Origin of the sequence: Pseudomonas sp. C8002 (assembly GCF_013385765.1) — a bacterium.
Taxonomy (GTDB): domain Bacteria; phylum Pseudomonadota; class Gammaproteobacteria; order Pseudomonadales; family Pseudomonadaceae; genus Aquipseudomonas.
This window is the reverse complement of the sequence record NZ_JACAPJ010000002.1, coordinates 386-17,885: the sequence shown is the minus strand read 5'-3', so window position 1 is coordinate 17,885 and position 17,500 is coordinate 386. Positions and strand designations below refer to the sequence as shown.

At 59.7% G+C, this 17,500-nt stretch carries 15 protein-coding genes; 8 read left to right on the top strand and 7 right to left on the bottom strand.

Going from position 1 to position 17,500, the window contains the following annotated elements; genetic code table 11:
• The first annotated feature begins 19 nt into the window (after positions 1 to 19).
• From HX814_RS01855 to HX814_RS01845, 3 genes are all read left to right on the top strand, one after another.
• Positions 20 to 427: a response regulator gene (locus HX814_RS01855; RefSeq protein ID WP_003209073.1), complete on the top strand. Its 408-nt coding sequence runs from the start codon at positions 20 to 22 to the stop codon at positions 425 to 427.
• 249 nt (positions 428 to 676) lie between these two features.
• A complete protein-coding gene (locus HX814_RS01850) occupies positions 677 to 1,303 on the top strand; it encodes a response regulator transcription factor (protein ID WP_003209072.1) in 627 nt (208 codons plus the stop codon).
• Positions 1,304 to 1,311: 8 nt separating this feature from the next.
• Positions 1,312 to 4,944 carry a transporter substrate-binding domain-containing protein gene (locus tag HX814_RS01845; RefSeq protein WP_102368450.1) on the top strand — a complete coding sequence of 1,211 codons (3,633 nt, stop codon included), beginning with the start codon at positions 1,312 to 1,314 and terminating at the stop codon, positions 4,942 to 4,944.
• Between the two features lie 44 nt (positions 4,945 to 4,988).
• Here HX814_RS01845 and HX814_RS01840 read toward each other — a convergent pair whose 3' ends face one another.
• Both HX814_RS01840 and HX814_RS01835 read right to left on the bottom strand, forming a co-directional pair.
• Positions 4,989 to 5,471, bottom strand: a complete 483-nt coding sequence (locus HX814_RS01840; protein ID WP_003209067.1) for a GAF domain-containing protein — start codon at positions 5,469 to 5,471, stop codon at positions 4,989 to 4,991.
• Entirely contained in the window at positions 5,468 to 6,358 is an 891-nt protein-coding gene (locus tag HX814_RS01835; protein WP_003209065.1) for an ATP-binding protein, read from the bottom strand. The genes HX814_RS01840 and HX814_RS01835 overlap by 4 nt, the downstream gene beginning before the upstream one ends.
• 167 nt (positions 6,359 to 6,525) lie before the next feature.
• On the opposite strand from HX814_RS01835, the gene HX814_RS01830 reads away from it, so the two are divergent.
• Positions 6,526 to 8,835 (top strand): response regulator, encoded by a 2,310-nt coding sequence (locus tag HX814_RS01830; RefSeq protein ID WP_177009500.1) that lies wholly within the window; start codon positions 6,526 to 6,528, stop codon positions 8,833 to 8,835.
• Here HX814_RS01830 and HX814_RS01825 read toward each other — a convergent pair.
• The 3 genes from HX814_RS01825 to msrB form a co-directional block, all read right to left on the bottom strand.
• A complete protein-coding gene (locus tag HX814_RS01825; RefSeq protein WP_177009501.1) occupies positions 8,819 to 9,271 on the bottom strand; it encodes a MarR family winged helix-turn-helix transcriptional regulator in 453 nt (150 codons plus the stop codon). The two genes, HX814_RS01830 and HX814_RS01825, sit on opposite strands and share 17 nt — an antisense overlap.
• A complete protein-coding gene (locus tag HX814_RS01820) occupies positions 9,268 to 9,753 on the bottom strand; it encodes a glutathione peroxidase (protein ID WP_177009502.1) in 486 nt (161 codons plus the stop codon). The genes HX814_RS01825 and HX814_RS01820 overlap by 4 nt, the downstream gene beginning before the upstream one ends.
• Positions 9,754 to 9,884: 131 nt before the next feature.
• Positions 9,885 to 10,277 carry a peptide-methionine (R)-S-oxide reductase MsrB gene (gene msrB, locus HX814_RS01815; protein WP_003209059.1) on the bottom strand — a complete coding sequence of 131 codons (393 nt, stop codon included), beginning with the start codon at positions 10,275 to 10,277 and terminating at the stop codon, positions 9,885 to 9,887.
• Between the two features lie 202 nt (positions 10,278 to 10,479).
• Between msrB and HX814_RS01810 the strand changes: the two genes are divergently transcribed.
• Positions 10,480 to 11,691: a pyridoxal phosphate-dependent aminotransferase gene (locus tag HX814_RS01810; protein ID WP_003209058.1), complete on the top strand. Its 1,212-nt coding sequence runs from the start codon at positions 10,480 to 10,482 to the stop codon at positions 11,689 to 11,691.
• 314 nt (positions 11,692 to 12,005) lie between these two features.
• Positions 12,006 to 12,893: a protease HtpX gene (htpX, locus tag HX814_RS01805; RefSeq protein WP_003209055.1), complete on the top strand. Its 888-nt coding sequence runs from the start codon at positions 12,006 to 12,008 to the stop codon at positions 12,891 to 12,893.
• Between the two features lie 51 nt (positions 12,894 to 12,944).
• Here htpX and HX814_RS01800 read toward each other — a convergent pair whose 3' ends face one another.
• On the bottom strand, positions 12,945 to 13,601 hold the full coding sequence (locus HX814_RS01800) for a thiopurine S-methyltransferase (protein ID WP_177009503.1): 657 nt from the start codon (positions 13,599 to 13,601) through the stop codon (positions 12,945 to 12,947).
• Between the two features lie 102 nt (positions 13,602 to 13,703).
• On the opposite strand from HX814_RS01800, the gene HX814_RS01795 reads away from it, so the two are divergent.
• The gene (locus tag HX814_RS01795; protein ID WP_003209052.1) at positions 13,704 to 14,471 is read left to right on the top strand and encodes a class III extradiol ring-cleavage dioxygenase; all 768 of its coding nucleotides are present in this window, start codon (positions 13,704 to 13,706) and stop codon (positions 14,469 to 14,471) included.
• Positions 14,472 to 14,540: 69 nt separating this feature from the next.
• Here HX814_RS01795 and HX814_RS01790 read toward each other — a convergent pair whose 3' ends face one another.
• On the bottom strand, positions 14,541 to 16,214 hold the full coding sequence (locus HX814_RS01790) for a DEAD/DEAH box helicase (protein WP_003209050.1): 1,674 nt from the start codon (positions 16,212 to 16,214) through the stop codon (positions 14,541 to 14,543).
• A 423-nt stretch (positions 16,215 to 16,637) separates the two neighbouring features.
• Between HX814_RS01790 and HX814_RS01785 the strand changes: the two genes are divergently transcribed.
• Entirely contained in the window at positions 16,638 to 17,429 is a 792-nt protein-coding gene (locus HX814_RS01785; protein WP_134326003.1) for a crotonase/enoyl-CoA hydratase family protein, read from the top strand.
• Positions 17,430 to 17,500 lie beyond the last annotated feature (71 nt).

The following is a 17,500-nucleotide window of genomic DNA, read 5'->3' as shown; positions in this document are numbered from 1 at the left end:
CCATTCCATGGAAAAAACCATGCTCGAACAACTTCGCATCCTGTTGGTGGAGGATCACCCCTTTCAATTGCTGGCCACCCAATGCCTGCTACGAAACTATGGCTACCACGACCTGGCACTGGCCGAGAATGCAGAACAGGCAATGCGGCTGATGACACAAACCGACGTGCCATTCGATATTCTGCTCTGTGATCAATGTTTGCCCGACTTGCCTGGGCTGGAGTTGATTGAAATTGCCAACCGCAGAGGCTTTATAAGGTCCGCGATATTGCTCAGCGGCCTGCCCGTCAATGAACTGGAACACCTGATGGCCCAGGCATCCCGACGCAACTTTCCATTACTTGGCTATTTGTCGAAGCCGTTAAGCCACCTTGAGCTGAATGAACTCATACGCCAATCACGCCTTACTCGCTCAACAGAAAAGTAGGAAGTTAAACACCCGGGCAATCCGAAAACGCCTCTTTATAACGCTGCCCTCTCACGACCAGTTACTTTTAAATTCCACCCACGCAAAACTCTTACACCCAAACAACAAACACCTCACAGAGCGTAATCCCTTGCTTTTTTTGATGTAGGATTATTCTTGTTTTACGTTTGTTCCACATCAAGTTCATCCTCCTTCATTGCCATGTGAGCTAATGTGCCGACTTTATTTGCGCCTGTATGGAATTTGATCATGAACTCAGTTTTTATTATTGACGACCACCCCGTCATCCGACTTGCCATTCGGATGTTGTTAGAACACGAAGGCTATAAAGTAGTGGGAGAAGCCGATAACGGTTGTGATGCGATACAAATGGTCAAGGAGTGTCAGCCTGACCTGATTATCCTTGATATCGGCATTCCGAAACTCGATGGCCTGGAAGTGCTGTGCCGGTTCAACGCAATGAGTACGCCGACCAAGACGTTGATACTCACTGCCCAGACCCCCAAGCTCTTTGCTACCCGGTGCATGCGCTCCGGCGCGGATGGCTATGTGTGCAAGGAAGGTGACTTGAGCGAACTGCTCAGTGCCATCAGGGCGGTCTTGTCAGGTTACAACTACTTCCCGAGCCAGGCCCTTAACGGCAGCACTAACGAAACGGATAACAATGAGGAGCTTGAACTGTTCAAAGTCGTCAACGATCGTGAACTCATGGTATTACAACTTTTTGCCCAAGGCCGGACAAACAAGGAAATCGCCAAGGGCATGTTTCTCAGCAACAAAACCGTCAGCACTTACAAAAAAAGGCTCATGCAAAAACTGAAAGCCAAATCCTTGGTAGAACTTATCGAGATGGCAAAACGTAACGCGCTAGTGTGAGAAATCGGATGCCCAGGCGATTAAAGGACTATCTAATCATATTGAGTATCGGGGTGTGCCTCAGCACTTCCGTGCCTGCCGAACAAACTGTTCCCGAGCAATATGCCCTGCTGGGGCGTGCCGGTGCCGTTCAACTGGACACCCCCCTGAACAAGACACAGCGCCAGTGGCTGCAGAACAAACGGGAACTGATACTGGGCACCTCTGCACCCGACTATCCGCCCTTCGACATCACCTCCAGCGGGCGTGATTATGAAGGGCTGACTGCCGATTACGCCGGGCTGCTGGCCAGGACACTGGCGATACCGCTCACCGTGTTGCGCTACTCCTCCCGTGAAGCCGCGATCCAGGCGCTGGCAAACGGCGAAATCGATTTTCTGGGGTCTGCCAACGGTTTTGAAGCGGCGAATCCCGACATCGTCCTGTCACTGCCCTACGCAGTGGATCAGCCGGTACTGGTGACCCGTGAAGGTGAGAACCGCGACCTTGGCGACGGCCTGGCCGGTCTGCGCCTGAGTCTTGTCTACCATTACCTGCCCATGGACGAAGTGCAGGCGCTGTACCCCAAGGCGACCATCCACGCCTACCCGTCCTATCAAAATGCCTTGAATGCCGTGGCATTCGACCAGGCTGACGTATTCCTGGGCGACACCATTTCCACTCACTACATGATCAACAAGGGCTACCTGAAAAATATCCGCATGGCCAACTTCGGCAAGCACGAGGCCCACGGGTTCAGCTTCGCCTTGCGCAAGGATCAACCCATTCTCCTGAGTATCATCGACTCAGTGCTCGATGGCGTATCAACCTATGAACGTGACAGCATCGCCAAGCGCTGGAGTGCGGGCAGCGACATTCTGCTGACCGACCGCAAGCTGCAACTGAGCCTGCGCGAAGAGCGCTGGCTCAAGGACAACCCCGTGGTGAAGGTGGTGGTCAATGAAACCCTCGCCCCCCTGACGTTCTTCGATACCGACGGCAAGTTCCGGGGCGTCACCGCCGACGTGCTGGAGCTGATCCGCCTGCGAACCGGCCTGCGCTTCGAGATTCAACACGTGCGTGACGTCGCCAACATGATGCAACTGGTGCAGACCGGCGCAGCCGACATCATCGGCGCAATTACCCCCAGTACCGGGCGCGAGTCCCAGTTGAACTTCAGCCGCCCCTACCTGGAAAACTCCTACGTACTACTGACCCGTAAAGAGCCGGGCGCGCCCACAAGCCTTCAAGAACTGGCCGGCAAGCGCCTGGCGATTACCCAGGGCAATCAGCTGGAAAAATTCCTGCAGCAGGCATTTGCCCAGATAAACCTGGTGGAAACCGGGGATACCTTCAAGGCATCGGAATTGCTGGCACAGGGGCAAGTCGACGGCGCAGTGAACCCTTTGGTGATCGCCAACTACCTGCTTTCTTCTCCGGCATTCCAGGACAAACTGCAGATCAGTTCCAGCATCGGCACGTTGCCTGCGACGTTTGCCCTGGCGACGTCCCGACACGCCACGGAGCTGAGTTCGATCCTGGACAAGGCACTGCTGAGTATCGCCCCGGATGAGATGGCGGCGATCAACAGCCGCTGGCGCGGCTACAACGCAGCGTCCGATGGCTACTGGCGCAATTACCATCGCCTGATTGCCCAGATCATCATCGGCACCGGGCTGCTGCTGTTGATTTCCCTGGCCTGGAACGGCTACCTGCAGCGCCAGATCAAGCACCGAAAACTGGCCGAGCGCGCCCTTAACGACCAGTTCGAGTTCATGCGGGCGCTGGTCAATGAAACGCCCCATCCGATCTACGTACGCGACCACAACGGCTATCTGCAGACCTGCAACGACAGCTACCTGCAGACGTTCGACATCAAGCGTGAAGACGTCATCGGCAAAAGCATCACGCAGATGAGCATGGCCCTTGAGACGGAGGCGGCGCAGTACCATGCCGACTACCAGCGGGTAGTGGCCGAGGGTAAACCGTTGATCCTTGATCGCACCCTGCACGTGCACGGGAAAAAACTCACGATCTACCACTGGATCCTCCCCTACCGCGACTCCGTGGGCGAGGTCCAGGGCATCATTGGCGGCTGGATCGATATCAGCGAACGGCGCCAGTTGTTCGACGAGCTGCGCGCCGCCAAGGAACGCGCCGACGAGGCCAATCGCGCGAAAAGTACGTTCCTGGCCACCATGAGCCACGAAATCCGCACGCCGATGAACGCCGTCATTGGCATGCTGGAATTGACACTCAAGCGCGCCGATCAGGGTCATCTTGATCGCCCTGCGATCGAGGTCGCCTACAACTCGGCCAAGGACCTGCTGGAGTTGATCGGCGACATTCTGGACATTGCACGTATCGAGTCCGGTCGATTGAGCCTGGCCCCGGAGCGGGTCAACCTGCGCGAAGTCATCGAGTCGGTGGTCCGCGTGTTCGATGGCCTGGCGCGCCAGAAAACCCTGAGCCTGGTGCTGGAGTTCACCCCCGATGTCGAGGATACCGACGTACTGATCGACCCTCTGCGGTTCAAGCAGGTGCTCTCGAACCTGGTGAGCAATGCGATCAAGTTCACTGAACGCGGGCAGGTGAAGATCAAGGTGCAGCTGAAGGCGACCGGGCAACCTCAACAGATCGAGATGAAACTGGTAGTGGAGGACACCGGCATCGGGATCAATCGCGAAGACCAGCTACGCCTGTTCGAGCCGTTCGCCCAGGCCGACAACTCCGGGCACCTGGCCAGGAGCGGCGCCGGCCTTGGCCTGGTGATCTGTCGCAGCCTGTGCGCCATGATGGGCGGGCAATTGAGCCTGAGCAGCGTGCCCATGGTAGGCACCCAGGTCCACGTCAGCCTGAAGATGACCAGCCTGCCGCCGGTCAAGGCCGTAGACAAGCTCGAACCGGCCGCAGCCACGCCGGCGCCAGTACTCAACGTGCTGGTGGTGGATGACCATCCGGCCAACCGCTTGCTGATGTGCCAGCAACTGGGTTTCCTGGGGCATCAGTTCACCGCGGCCCATCATGGTGCTGCGGGGTTCCAGGCCTGGCGCCAGGAACACTTCGACCTGGTCATTGCCGACTGCAATATGCCGATCATGAACGGCTACGAATTGAGTCACTCCATTCGCGAGTATGAGGAGCGCGAGCAGAAAACCCCGTGCGTGATACTCGGCTTCACCGCCAACGCGCAGCCCGAGGAGAAACAACGCTGCTTTGACGCCGGCATGAATGACTGCCTGTTCAAACCCATCAGTCTTACTGCGCTGGAACAGCACCTGGCGCAGGTCGATCCGCTGCCCACCCGCAACGTGTTTACCCTGCAAAGCCTGGACGCGATGACGGGCGGTGACCCACAGTTGAGCCGGCGTTTGCTCGAGGAGTTGCTCAGCAGCAGCCGGAATGATCGGGTCGAGCTGATGGCCATGCTGGCACGGCAAGCCGCGCCCGGCGACCTGATCGACCAGGCCCACAAGATCAAGGGCGCCGCCCGGATCATCCAGGCCGATACCTTGTCCGGACAATGTGAAGCGTTGGAGCAGGCGTGTGGCGAACGCGAGACACCACACGTTATCGAGGCGGGCATCAAGGCAATAGAGAAATCCATGCTTGAGCTGGAGAGGATGCTGCAGATGCAACTGGACGTGCTGGACTGTCGATAGCCTGCAGGAGCGAACTTGCTCGCTCCTGCAGGAGACTCACCCCATCAACAATCGGTCAACCGCAGGAAAATCGCCGCCAACTGCTCGATGCCGGCCTGATCCTGCGGGGTAAACCGCGACAGCGATGGGCTGTCCAGGTCGAGCACACCAATCAAGCGCCCGTCCTTGACCAACGGGACGACCAACTCGCTGTTGGACGCACTGTCACAGGCGATATGCCCCGGGAATGCATGCACGTCTTCCACCCGCTGGGTTTGCCGCGAGGCCGCTGCCGCGCCGCACACACCGCGACCAAACGGAATGCGCACACAGGCGATCTGCCCCTGGAACGGCCCGAGCACCAGCTCTTCATTGCGGTTGAGGTAGAAGCCTGCCCAGTTCAAATCATCCAGCTGGTTGAACAGGAACGCAGAAAACTGCGCGGCATTGGCAATGAAATCCCGCTCATCCGCCAACAGCGATTCCAGCTGCGCATGCAGCATGGCGTAGCCATCGAGGCCGGTTCCAGCCTGTTGCAAATCAATCATGGTTGACGCTCCAACAACTTGAGGCCCACCCAGTAGCGGGCGAACTGATAGGCACAACGGCCGTTGCGATTACCGCGCCCGGTGGCCCAGCGCACCGCGAGGATGTCCAACTCTTCATCGCGTTGCCACTGCAGACCGGCCTTGCTCGCCAACTCGCCGATCCAGTGCTCGACCACATCCAGGAAGTGCTCCTGATTGAACGGGTAAAACGACAGCCACAAACCGAAACGGTCAGACAGGGCAATCTTGTCCTCCACCGCTTCGTTGGGATGCAGCTCGCCGTCTATGGTCTTCCAGTTCTCGTTATCGCTCTGGTTCTCGGGCACCAGGTGACGACGGTTGGAGGTGGCATACAACAGGACGTTTTCCGGCGCCTGCTCCAGGGAGCCGTCGAGTACGCTCTTGAGCACACGATAATCGCTCTCGCCGGCTTCGAAAGACAGGTCATCGCAGAACAACACAAAGCGTTGTGGCAATTTGATCAGTTGCTCGACCACCCGCGGCAGGTCCGCCAGGTGATCGCGCTCGATCTCGATCAGGCGCAGCCCGGCCTTGGCGTGCTGGGCCAGCAAGGCGCGCACCATGGACGATTTACCGGTGCCGCGCGAGCCCCAGAGCAGCGCATGGTTGGCCGGCAGGCCGTCGAGAAACTGTTGGGTGTTACGGGCCAATTGTTCGCGCTGTTTATCCACGCCGATCAGGTCGGACAGGCGCATATCCAGGCTGACTTCCAGTGGCAATAAAAAGCCGCTGCGACCTTCGCGCTGCCAACGGGCAGCCAGGCAATGGTTCCAGTCAACGGCTTCACGCGGGGCAGGCAACAAGGGCTCCAGGCGAGCCAGTACCGCGTCGGCACGCTCAAGAAAGGCATTCAATCGAGAATCCACGACTATTCCTCTGGCAAGTTCTTGTAAAAGATGGCGTATTGGCAACCCTGAGGCAGACCGTGCAGGGCTGCACCGAATAAAATCGATTCGTGCCGGGCAAGTTTGAGCCTGTGGATGTTCAGCTATGCTTGCCGGGCGAAAGGAAACGTAAAGTGGTACAGCACCCGATGGATATCAAGTTCGCCCACCGCTTGTCTTATAAACAAGCCAGACTGACAGTGCTGGTCGGATTCGTCTTGGGAACCTTGCTCAGCCTGATACAGATTGGGATTGATTATGCCAGCGAAGACGCTTCCATCAACCGGGAAATACGTGCGCTGATTGAAATCAGCCATAACCCGGCTTCGCGCATCGCCTACAACATCGACGCCGAGCTGGCCCAGGAACTGACGCTGGGCCTGCTGCACTCCCCCGCCATCACCCATGCACAACTGGTCGACAACAACGGTTTGGTCCTGGCCGATGTCCATCGTCCGCGCAAGGAAAGCACCTACCGGCCCATCAGCGACTTCCTGTTTGGCGCCAACCGCCAATTCGAAGATCGGCTCTACCTCGCCCACATGCCCAATGATTCCCTCGGTGTACTGCGTCTTGACGTAGACACCTACGCGTTCGGCAGCCGCTTCCTGCACCGCGCCGAGATCACCCTGCTCAACGGCTTCGCCCGCAGCCTGATCCTCACCGGCATTCTGTTGGCGCTTTTCTACGTGATGCTGACCAAGCCGCTGGTGCGCATTATCCGCGAGCTGAGCTCACGCAAGCACGAGCGCCTGGACTGCCCGCCGGGGCACGAGCACGACGAGATCGGCGTACTGGTCAACGTCGCCAACCAACAGTTTGAAAACATGGAGACTGAAATCCAGCAACGCCGGCATGCTGAAAATCGCCTGACCGAATACCTCGGCCAACTGGAAGACATCGTCTCCGCCCGCACCACCGAGCTCAAGGCGATCAATCATCGGTTGACGCTCTCGAACGACGAGCTGGAAGCGGCGAAGATGACGGCCCTGGGCATGGCCCAGGCACGGGCGGCGTTCCTGGCCAACATGAGCCATGAAATCCGTACACCGCTGAACGGCCTGCTGGGGATGATCGCCCTCTCCCTCGACAGCCCGCTGAACGCCGAGCAACGCCAGCAACTGTCGATCGCCCATGACTCCGGCAAAGTACTGGTGGAGCTACTCAACGATATCCTCGACCTGTCGAAGTTCGACGCCGGCCAACTGGAACTGGAAAGCATCCCGTTCGACCTCGGTTCACTGGTGGAAGACACCGCCAACCTGCTCTCGCAAAACGCCGCGCCCAGCGTGGAGCTGACGTGCCTGATCGACCCGCAGTTTCCCGCCCAGGTGCTGGGCGACCCGACGCGGGTACGGCAGATTGTCAGCAATTTGCTGTCCAACGCCCTGAAGTTCACACGTTTCGGCCGGGTGGATGTACGCCTCAGTGCCCAGGCCGGCCGGGTCAGGATCGAGGTGTGCGACACCGGTATCGGGATCGCCCAGGATGCCCAGGTCAAGATTTTCCAGCCGTTCACCCAAGCCGGTGCGGGCATCACCCGCCAGTTCGGCGGGACAGGCCTGGGCCTGGCGCTGACCCACAACCTGTGCGAAGCCATGAAGGGCCGCCTGAGCATCAGCTCGGAAGCTGGCTTTGGCAGCCAGTTCTGTGCCGACCTGCCCTTGCCGACCCACTTGCCGGCGGTGCGCCTGGCGCCTTTGGCTGGAGATGTAATCGCCATCACCAGCACCAGCAGCGGGCTGGCAGAACTCCTCACCAGCCTGCTGCCGAGTTGGGGCCTGGCTCCGCGCTGTTATTCCATCGACGATGACTTGAGCGGGCAGAATCCCGACCTGCTGATCACCGACTGCCCCGAATGCCTGTTCCGCCTGCGCCCGATGATCACCGCCCCGATCCTGGTGGTAACCGCCTACGGCAACTTCATGCCCAGCGAAGAAGTCGCGGCCCTGGCCCCCTTGCAGCAACAGGCCCGCCCCCTGAGCCGCACCGCGCTGTACCAGGTCCTGCAACGCAACTTGCGCACCGATCCGGACCTGGTCCTGGACCTGATCCAGCTGGAAACCGGCCCCCTCGCCCACCGGGCGCGCATCCTGCTGGTGGAGGACAACCCGGTCAATCAACTGGTGGCCAAGGGCATGCTCGGCAAGCTCGGGTGCGAGGTAATCGTCGCCGCCCACGGTGGTGAAGCCCTCAAGCTGCTGGAAGAGCAAGGCTTCGACATGGTGTTGATGGACTGCAATATGCCGGTGATGGATGGCTATGAGGCCAGTCGGCAGATCCGCCGCAGCGGGCGCTGGCCGGACTTGCCGATCGTCGCCTTGACGGCCAATGCCATGTCCGAGGAACGCGAGCGCTGCCGGGCTGCGGGCATGAACGATTACCTGGCCAAGCCGTTTCGCCGGGAAGAACTCAAGGCCTTGCTCGATCTGTGGGTGCCGACTACGACAAGTCTTTGATCTGGCGCAACAGCTGATCCAGACCGTCACGCAAGGCATCGGCCTGGTTCAGATCAACGCCGCTGTCACACAACAGGCGGGCCTTCAGCGGCTGCACCCGGTCGCGCAGGTGCCGGCCTTTATCGGTCAGGCTCAGGTGCACTTCACGCTCATCCAGCGCACTGCGCTGACGCCGCACCAGGGTAAGCTGCTCCAGGCGCTTGAGCAGTGGCGTCAGCGTGCCGGAATCCAGCAGCAGGCGCTCGCCCAGGGCCTTGACCGTAGGCTGCGACACCGCTGCAGCCTGCCATTCCCACAGCACCAGCATCACCAGGTATTGCGGATAGGTCAGGCCCAACTGATCGAGCATCGGCTTGTAGGCCCGGGTGACCGCGCGGGAGGCGGCGTAGAGCTTGAAGCACAGTTGGTCGTCGAGGGCCAGGGACAGGTCGGTCATTTGAGCAGGACTTCGATCTCTTGGGTCAGGTCCTGGGGCTTGGTGGTCGGGGCGAAGCGCTTGACCACCTGGCCGTCGCGACCGATCAGGAACTTGGTGAAGTTCCACTTGATGCCCTTGGAGCCCAGCAATCCCGGGGCCTGCTTTTTAAGCTGTACGAACAATGGGTGGGCATCGCTGCCGTTGACGTCAATCTTCTTGAACAGCGGGAAACTGACACCAAAGTTCAGCTCGCAAAACTCCGAAATGGCGCCTTCGTTGCCCGGCTCCTGCTTGCCGAACTGGTTGCAGGGAAAGCCCAATACCACCAGTCCCTGGTCCTTGTAATGCTGCCAGAGCTCCTCAAGCCCCTTGTATTGCGGGGTGAAGCCGCACTTGCTGGCAGTGTTGACCACCAGAATCGCCTTGCCGGCGAAATCGGCCAAGGTCTTTTGCTCACCCTTGATGGTGGTGCAAGGGATGCTCAGCAGGTTGTCGCTCATGGCAGTGCCTCTACAGAGATAAGAAGGACTGAACGATAGTAGGCAATTCAATTGTGTGCAATTTAATTGGCGGGACTTATGCCTTGATATAACAGCCCCTGCGGGCACGAAGCCCGCAGGAGCCTGACGGCTCAGCGCGGTACCAGGTCCAGGCACACCGAGTTGATGCAGTAACGCAAACCGGTCGGCGGCGGTCCGTCCGGGAACACGTGGCCCAGGTGCGCATCGCATTTGGCGCAGGTGACTTCGGTACGGATCATGCCGTGGCTGACGTCCCGGATCTCGACCATGGCCTGCTCGGCGATCGGCTCGTAGAAGCTGGGCCAGCCGCAGCCGGAGTCAAACTTGGCCCTGGAATCGAACAGCGGCTCATTGCAGCAGATGCAGTGGTAGACGCCGTCGGTCTTGGTGCCGTTGTACTTGCCGCTGAACGGTCGCTCGGTGCCTTTGAGGCGGCACACGTTGTACTGCTCCGGGTCGAGCATGGCTTTCCATTCTTCAACGGTTTTCTGCAACTTTTCCATCGGTACACCTCGGCAACTGAAAAAGCCTGATCTGTGTCTTTTCCATGGATCAGGCGGCACGTATGATTGCGCCTCTTCAAAGCGCCAGTCTGGCACCCGCGTTACCGGCATTCAAACGTATTTATGGGTCAGGCCAACGCAGGATTCTCAGCACGGTAGTCTTCACACCGTCTGGATCGTTCATTTTCAGGATCACATCGCCATGCAGGTCAGCAAATCGAACAAGCTCGCCAACGTCTGCTACGACATTCGCGGCCCGGTGCTCAAGCACGCCAAACGCCTGGAAGAGGAAGGCCATCGCATCCTCAAGCTAAACATTGGCAACCCGGCACCCTTTGGTTTCGAAGCGCCGGACGAAATCCTCCAGGACGTGATCCGCAACCTGCCTACCGCACAAGGCTACAGCGACTCCAAAGGCCTGTTCAGCGCGCGCAAGGCCGTCATGCAGTACTACCAGCAGAAGCAGGTTGAAGGTGTCGGCATCGAAGACATCTACCTGGGCAACGGCGTGTCCGAGCTGATCGTCATGTCCATGCAGGCCCTGCTCAACAACGGCGACGAAGTGCTGGTTCCGGCTCCCGACTACCCGCTGTGGACCGCCGCCGTAACCCTGGCCGGTGGCCATCCGGTGCATTACCTGTGTGACGAAGGCGCCGACTGGTTCCCGGACCTGGCCGACATCAAGGCCAAGATCACCCCGAACACCAAGGCCCTGGTGATCATCAACCCGAACAACCCCACCGGCGCCGTCTACTCCAGGGAAGTGTTGCTGGGCATGCTCGAACTCGCGCGCCAGCACAACCTGGTGGTGTTTTCCGATGAGATCTACGACAAGATCCTCTACGACGACGCCGTGCACATCTGCACCGCCTCCCTGGCGCCGGACCTGTTGTGCCTGACCTTCAACGGGCTGTCTAAATCATACCGGGTGGCGGGCTTCCGTTCCGGCTGGATCGCCATTTCCGGCCCCAAGCACAATGCCCAGAGCTACATCGAGGGCATCGACATGCTGGCCAACATGCGCCTGTGTGCCAACGTGCCGAGCCAGCACGCCATCCAGACCGCACTGGGCGGCTACCAGAGCATCAACGACCTGGTGCTGCCACAAGGCCGCCTGCTGGAGCAGCGCAACCGCACCTGGGAACTGCTGAACGCGATTCCCGGCGTCAGTTGCGTCAAGCCGATGGGGGCGCTGTATGCGTTCCCGCGGATCGACCCGAAAGTGTGCCCGATCCTCAACGACGAGAAGTTCGTGCTCGACCTGCTGCTGTCGGAAAAGCTGCTGGTGGTCCAGGGTACGGCGTTCAACTGGCCGTGGCCGGATCACTTCCGGGTGGTCACCCTGCCGCGGGTGGATGACCTGGAGATGGCCATCGGTCGCATCGGCAACTTCCTGAAGTCCTATCGCCAGTAATGGGCATTGCGCTGTACGGCCCACCCGTGGTCGTACAGCGATTATCTGGCAACACTTCTCTGCCCTGCGCGGGCGGTATCGCCTTTTACACCTGCCGGCTCCACCCTTGCTCGGGCATCACCCTATAATTACAGGGCTGCAAGGTAATGGGGCGAGGCTGCCGAGCCACACCAGGCCTCGGAAATTCCCTTCAAGGCTCTACATTCAGGCTGTAGGACACAGTTTGAAATAGTCCCCCGGTTGAATAGCCCCATGCCGCACCTTATATACCCCGCAGTACGCGACATATTAAGCATGAGGAGAATTCTACAACCATGATGCGCATTCTGCTGTTCTTGGCCACTAACCTGGCGGTCGTGCTGATTGCCAGCATCACGCTGAGCCTTTTCGGCTTCAATGGGATCATGGCGGCCAACGGGGTTGATCTGAACCTCAATCAGCTGCTGATCTTCTGTGCGGTCTTTGGTTTTGCCGGGTCGATTTTCTCGCTGTTCATCTCCAAGTGGATGGCGAAGATGAGCACCAGCACCCAGATCATTACCCAGCCACGCACCCGTCATGAGCAATGGCTGCTGCAGACCGTCGAGCAACTGTCCCGCGAAGCCGGGATCAAGATGCCTGAAGTCGGGATCTTCCCGGCCTATGAAGCGAACGCCTTTGCTACCGGCTGGAACAAGAACGACGCCCTTGTGGCCGTCAGCCAGGGCTTGCTGGAGCGGTTCTCGCCCGACGAAATCAAGGCGGTGCTGGCCCACGAGATCGGCCACGTGGCCAACGGTGACATGGTCACCCTGGCGCTGGTCCAGGGCGTGGTGAACACCTTCGTGATGTTCTTCGCGCGGATCATCGGCAACTTCGTCGACAAGGTGATCTTCAAGAACGAACAGGGCCAGGGCATGGCCTACTACGTGGCGACCATCTTCGCCGAACTGGTACTGGGCTTCCTCGCCAGCTCGATCGTGATGTGGTTCTCGCGCAAACGGGAATTCCGCGCAGACGAAGCCGGCGCACGCCTGGCCGGTACCGGCGCGATGATCAGCGCCTTGCAGCACCTGCGCTCCGAACAGGGCTTGCCGGTGCACATGCCGAACACCCTGACCGCCTTTGGCATCAACGGTGGCATCAAGCAGGGCATGGCTCGCCTGTTCATGAGCCACCCGCCACTGGAAGAGCGAATTGACGCACTGCGTCGTCGCGGCTGACAGCGACAAGAAGAAGGGGCGATTCAATCGCCCCTTTTTTGTGGGCGCTCTTCAGCGCCTGGCCAACCGGTACACCCGCTCGTCCAGGCGCGTGACGCCGTCCTGAACAAACTTCCAGCTGTCCCCCAGGATGTCCTGCTCCTGCAGCACATCCAGGCTCCACCGGCCGCCCAGGAGCAATTGCACTTCCTCATTGCTCACCGCGAACGGCGGGCCGGCCTTCTGCGACTGTTCATAGTCGAGGGTGATCAACAGGCCACGACTGCCTCCCGCCAGAATCCCATTCAAGTGCGCCGCATACTGCTCGCGCATCAACGGTGGCAGGGCAATCAGCGCCGCCCGGTCGTAAAGCGCTGTGCAACCAACCACGGCACCGGCATCCAGGGCGAAGAAATCCCCGCACCACAGCTCGATGGAACCCGCCTGGAAAACTTTGAAAGCGCCGCGCTGGCTGACCTGCGGCATCAGCTCCTGCTCGCTGAAAAACTCTTCAACGGCCTTTTCCGACAACTCGACCCCGATCACCCGATGCCCGATGCTCGCCAGCCACACCAGGTCCAGGCTCTTGCCGCACAACGGCACCAGCACCTGCGCCCCGCTCGCCACACCCAGACCGGGCCAGTGGCGCAGCAGGTAAGGATTCACCTCGGGCAAGTGGAAACCCGTCTGATTGCGCGCCCAACGCTCATGCCAAAATCCAGGTTCCATGATTTATCCTAAAACTTGATCAAATAGCGCTAAAACTTATATTAGATTTAGATCAATGATCTGATTGAAGATGGTCCCATCTTAACCCTCAGGACCCTACTCATGCTGCCCAGCCTGTTTATCTCCCACGGTTCGCCCATGCTTGCCCTGCAACCCGGTGCCAGTGGCCCGGCACTCAAGCGCCTGGCAGCCGAGCTGCCACGCCCCAAGGCCATTGTGGTGGTCTCGGCGCACTGGGAAAGCCAGGGGCTGCTCGTGACTGGCAGCGCCGCACCAGAGACCTGGCACGACTTTGGCGGCTTCCCACGGGAACTGTTCGCGGTGCAGTACCCGGCACCCGGTGACCCGCAGTTGGCCGCCCAAATCGTGCAGTTGCTCAAGGCTGACGGCCTGGAAGCGCGCATTGATGATCAGCGCCCCTTCGACCACGGCACCTGGGTGCCCCTGTCGCTGATGTACCCGGCGGCCGATATCCCGGTGGTGCAGGTATCGCTGCCAAGCCGCATGGGCCCTGCCCTGCAAACCCGTGTCGGCCACGCACTGGCGAGCCTGCGGGAACAGGGCGTGCTGCTGATCGGCTCCGGCAGCATTACCCACAATCTCGGCGAACTGGACTGGCATGCCGGGCCGGAGAGCATCGAGCCCTGGGCGCGGGATTTTCGCGATTGGATGGTCAGCAAACTGGCAGCCAACGATGAAGCCGCGCTGCACGACTATCGTCGCCAGGCACCTCATGCCGTGCGCAGCCACCCCAGCGACGAGCATTTGCTGCCGCTGTATTTCGCCCGGGGCGCCGGCGGTGAATTCAGCGCAGCCCACCAAGGCTTTACCATGGGTGCGCTGGGCATGGACATCTACCGTTTCGCCTGATTGCAGGCAAAAAAAATCCCCGAACCAGTCGGGGATTTTTTATGTTCGATCAATCAGCCCGGGGGCGGATCAATCTTCGCGGTAGCGACGCAGCTTCAACTGCTTACCGGCAACGCGGGTGTCCTTCAGCTTGGTCAGGAGTTTCTCCAGGCCATCTTCCGGCAGCTCTACCAAGGAGAAGCTGTCACGCACCTGGATGCGACCGATTGCTTCACGTGCCAGGCCACCCTCGTTGAGGATAGCGCCCAGCAGGTTCTTGGCAGCGATGCCATCACGCGCGCCCAGCGCGGTACGGCAGCGAGCACGGCCTTCAGCCAATGGAACCGGAGCACGACGCTCACGATCACCACGGTCCGGACGGTCGCCAGTACGCTCTGGACGATCACCGCGCGGAGCGTTGTTCGGCACCAGTGGACGTTCTTTCTCGATGGCAGCCAGGGTCAGGGCCTGACCGTTGGTCGCCTTGCGCAGCAGGGCTGCAGCCAGGGCACGCGGGGTGCAACCGATATCGGCAGTCAGGCGGTCCAGCAGATCGCCGTGGGTCGATTCAGCATCAGCCACCAGTGGCGACAGGCTGTTGGTCAGTTTCTTGATGCGCGCATCGAGAACGGCCTGGGCATCCGGCAGGCGGACTTCGGCAACTTTCTGACCGGTTACACGCTCGATCACTTGCAGCATGCGGCGCTCACGTGGAGTCACCAGCAACAATGCACGACCTTCGCGACCAGCACGGCCGGTACGGCCGATACGGTGAACGTAGGACTCTGGATCGTAAGGCATGTCAACGTTGAACACGTGGGTGATACGTGGAACGTCGAGGCCACGGGCAGCAACGTCGGTCGCCACAACGATGTCCAGACGGCCATCCTTGAGGGAGTCGATCACGCGCTCACGCTGGTTCTGGGCAATGTCACCGTTCAGCGCAGCGGCTTTGTAGCCTTTGGCTTCCAGGGCGCTGGCCAGGTCCAGGGTCGCTTGCTTGGTGCGCACGAACATGATCAGGGCGTCGAAGTCTTCGACTTCCAGCAGGCTCAATACAGCCGAGGTCTTCTGGTCAGCGTGAACCAACAGGTGAGCCTGTTCGATCGCGGTAACGGTCTGAGTCTTGGTCTGGATCTTCACGTGTTGCGGATCGCGCAGATGGCGTTCGGCAATGGCACGGATCGACTGTGGCAGGGTAGCCGAGAACAGTACGGTCTGACGGGTTGCTGGCAGTGCCTTGAAGATGACTTCCAGGTCGTCCATGAAGCCCAGCTTGAGCATTTCGTCAGCTTCGTCCAGAACCAGGTGGTTCACGGTCGACAGCACTTTTTCGTCGCGACGCAGGTGGTCGCACAGACGGCCCGGAGTGGCGACAACGATCTGTGCGCCGTTACGGATTGCTTTCAGTTGTGGGCCCATAGGCGCGCCGCCGTAAACGGCCACAACGGTAACGCCCGGCATTTGCTTGGCGTAGGTTTCGAAAGCGGTTGCTACTTGCAGCGCCAACTCACGGGTTGGCGCCAGGATCAGGGCTTGCGGCTCGCGCTTGGCAGGATCGATGCAGTGCAGGATTGGCAGTGCGAACGCGGCGGTTTTACCGGTACCGGTTTGCGCTTGGCCAATCATGTCTTGGCCGGCCATGATGATCGGGATCGATTGCTGCTGAATAGCCGAAGGTTCTTCGTAGCCAGTCGCGATGACGGCAGCAAGAATGTTCGGGTTAAGATTAAAAGCGGCGAAGCCGCCGGTTTCCTGGGTCATGGGTCTGCCTCTAAGTGCATCCGCAAAGACCCATGCTCCAAAGCTGCGCATGCCGTGTTGAGACTCAAGAGTCGCCCTGGCTGCTTTGTCGGCGGGGATTTGCGAAAACGAATGAATGAAAAAGATTCGTCAAGGAAGAGTCCGCTGTGCGGACGTGCAGCCGAAGCTGACTTCGGGGAATTGCGCTACCTAAACGCGGCCCGGTTAAAGGCCGGCGCGCACTATACCGGAAATCGCTGAAAAAGGGAGCTTTTTTTATCGCAAACCGCAGGTAAACGCCTCTGCATCAAAGGCTTTGCGCATCCTGGCAGCAGGGTCTATTTTTCAAAGGCCCGGCCCTGTTGGTCATGACGCTTAAACGGTTCACCCTTAACAGCGGGCCCTTCGGTCCGAAACCTCCCTTTGCGCCCGAGGGCACACCCCATGAACCAAGCCACCAACAGCCGCGTCAGCCGTGAACAGCAGGGTCATATCCTGTTGCTGGGGCTGGATCGCGTGGCCAAGCGCAATGCGTTCGACCTGGAATTGCTCAATGATTTGAGCCTGGCGTATGGCGAATTTGATCGCAATGAGCAAGCGCGGGTGGCCATTGTCTTCGGGCATGGCGATCACTTTACCGCCGGATTGGACCTGGCCAATGTGGGGCCCACGATGGCACAAGGCTGGCAACCGCCGTTGGGTGGTTGTGATCCGTGGGGCGTTTTCGCGGGGCCCCGGGTCAGTAAGCCGGTGATTGTTGCGGCTCAGGGGTACTGCCTGACCATTGGTATCGAGTTGATGTTGGCGGCGGATATCAATCTGTGTGCCAGCAATACCCGGTTTGCGCAGATGGAAGTGCAGCGCGGGATTTTTCCTTTTGGGGGCGCGACGTTGCGCTTTCATCAGATCGCGGGGTGGGGGAATGCCATGCGCTGGTTGCTCACGGGGGATGAGTTTGATGCCCACGAGGCGTTGCGATTGGGTTTGGTGCAGGAGGTGATGGCCAGCGAGGATTTGTTGCCTCGGGCGGTGGCGCTGGCAAACCGCATTGCCCAGCAGGCGCCGCTGGGGGTGCAGGCCACGCTGATGTCGGCGCGTCAGGCACGGATCGAGGGGGAGACCGCGGCGGCGGCCGGGTTGCCCGTTTTGGTGGAGAAACTGCTGAATAGTGAGGATGCCAAGGAAGGTGTACGGGCGATGGTCGAGAAGCGGCCTGGGGTTTTTAAAGGCTGTTGATGGGGGGGGCTTGGGGCGGGGTACATATCCGTTATTTAGGTAACGGCCACTATTGGTTCCGCTCTTACAGC

Coding starts and splice junctions, on each gene's coding strand:
- HX814_RS01855 (WP_003209073.1), top strand. CDS start 20: ATGCTCGAACAACTTCGCATCCTGTTGGTGGAGGATCACCCCTTTCAA.
- HX814_RS01850 (WP_003209072.1), top strand. CDS start 677: ATGAACTCAGTTTTTATTATTGACGACCACCCCGTCATCCGACTTGCC.
- HX814_RS01845 (WP_102368450.1), top strand. CDS start 1,312: ATGCCCAGGCGATTAAAGGACTATCTAATCATATTGAGTATCGGGGTG.
- HX814_RS01840 (WP_003209067.1), bottom strand. CDS start 5,471: ATGATTGATTTGCAACAGGCTGGAACCGGCCTCGATGGCTACGCCATG.
- HX814_RS01830 (WP_177009500.1), top strand. CDS start 6,526: ATGGATATCAAGTTCGCCCACCGCTTGTCTTATAAACAAGCCAGACTG.
- HX814_RS01825 (WP_177009501.1), bottom strand. CDS start 9,271: ATGACCGACCTGTCCCTGGCCCTCGACGACCAACTGTGCTTCAAGCTC.
- HX814_RS01820 (WP_177009502.1), bottom strand. CDS start 9,753: ATGAGCGACAACCTGCTGAGCATCCCTTGCACCACCATCAAGGGTGAG.
- msrB (WP_003209059.1), bottom strand. CDS start 10,277: ATGGAAAAGTTGCAGAAAACCGTTGAAGAATGGAAAGCCATGCTCGAC.
- HX814_RS01810 (WP_003209058.1), top strand. CDS start 10,480: ATGCAGGTCAGCAAATCGAACAAGCTCGCCAACGTCTGCTACGACATT.
- htpX (WP_003209055.1), top strand. CDS start 12,006: ATGATGCGCATTCTGCTGTTCTTGGCCACTAACCTGGCGGTCGTGCTG.
- HX814_RS01800 (WP_177009503.1), bottom strand. CDS start 13,601: ATGGAACCTGGATTTTGGCATGAGCGTTGGGCGCGCAATCAGACGGGT.
- HX814_RS01795 (WP_003209052.1), top strand. CDS start 13,704: ATGCTGCCCAGCCTGTTTATCTCCCACGGTTCGCCCATGCTTGCCCTG.
- HX814_RS01790 (WP_003209050.1), bottom strand. CDS start 16,214: ATGACCCAGGAAACCGGCGGCTTCGCCGCTTTTAATCTTAACCCGAAC.
- HX814_RS01785 (WP_134326003.1), top strand. CDS start 16,638: ATGAACCAAGCCACCAACAGCCGCGTCAGCCGTGAACAGCAGGGTCAT.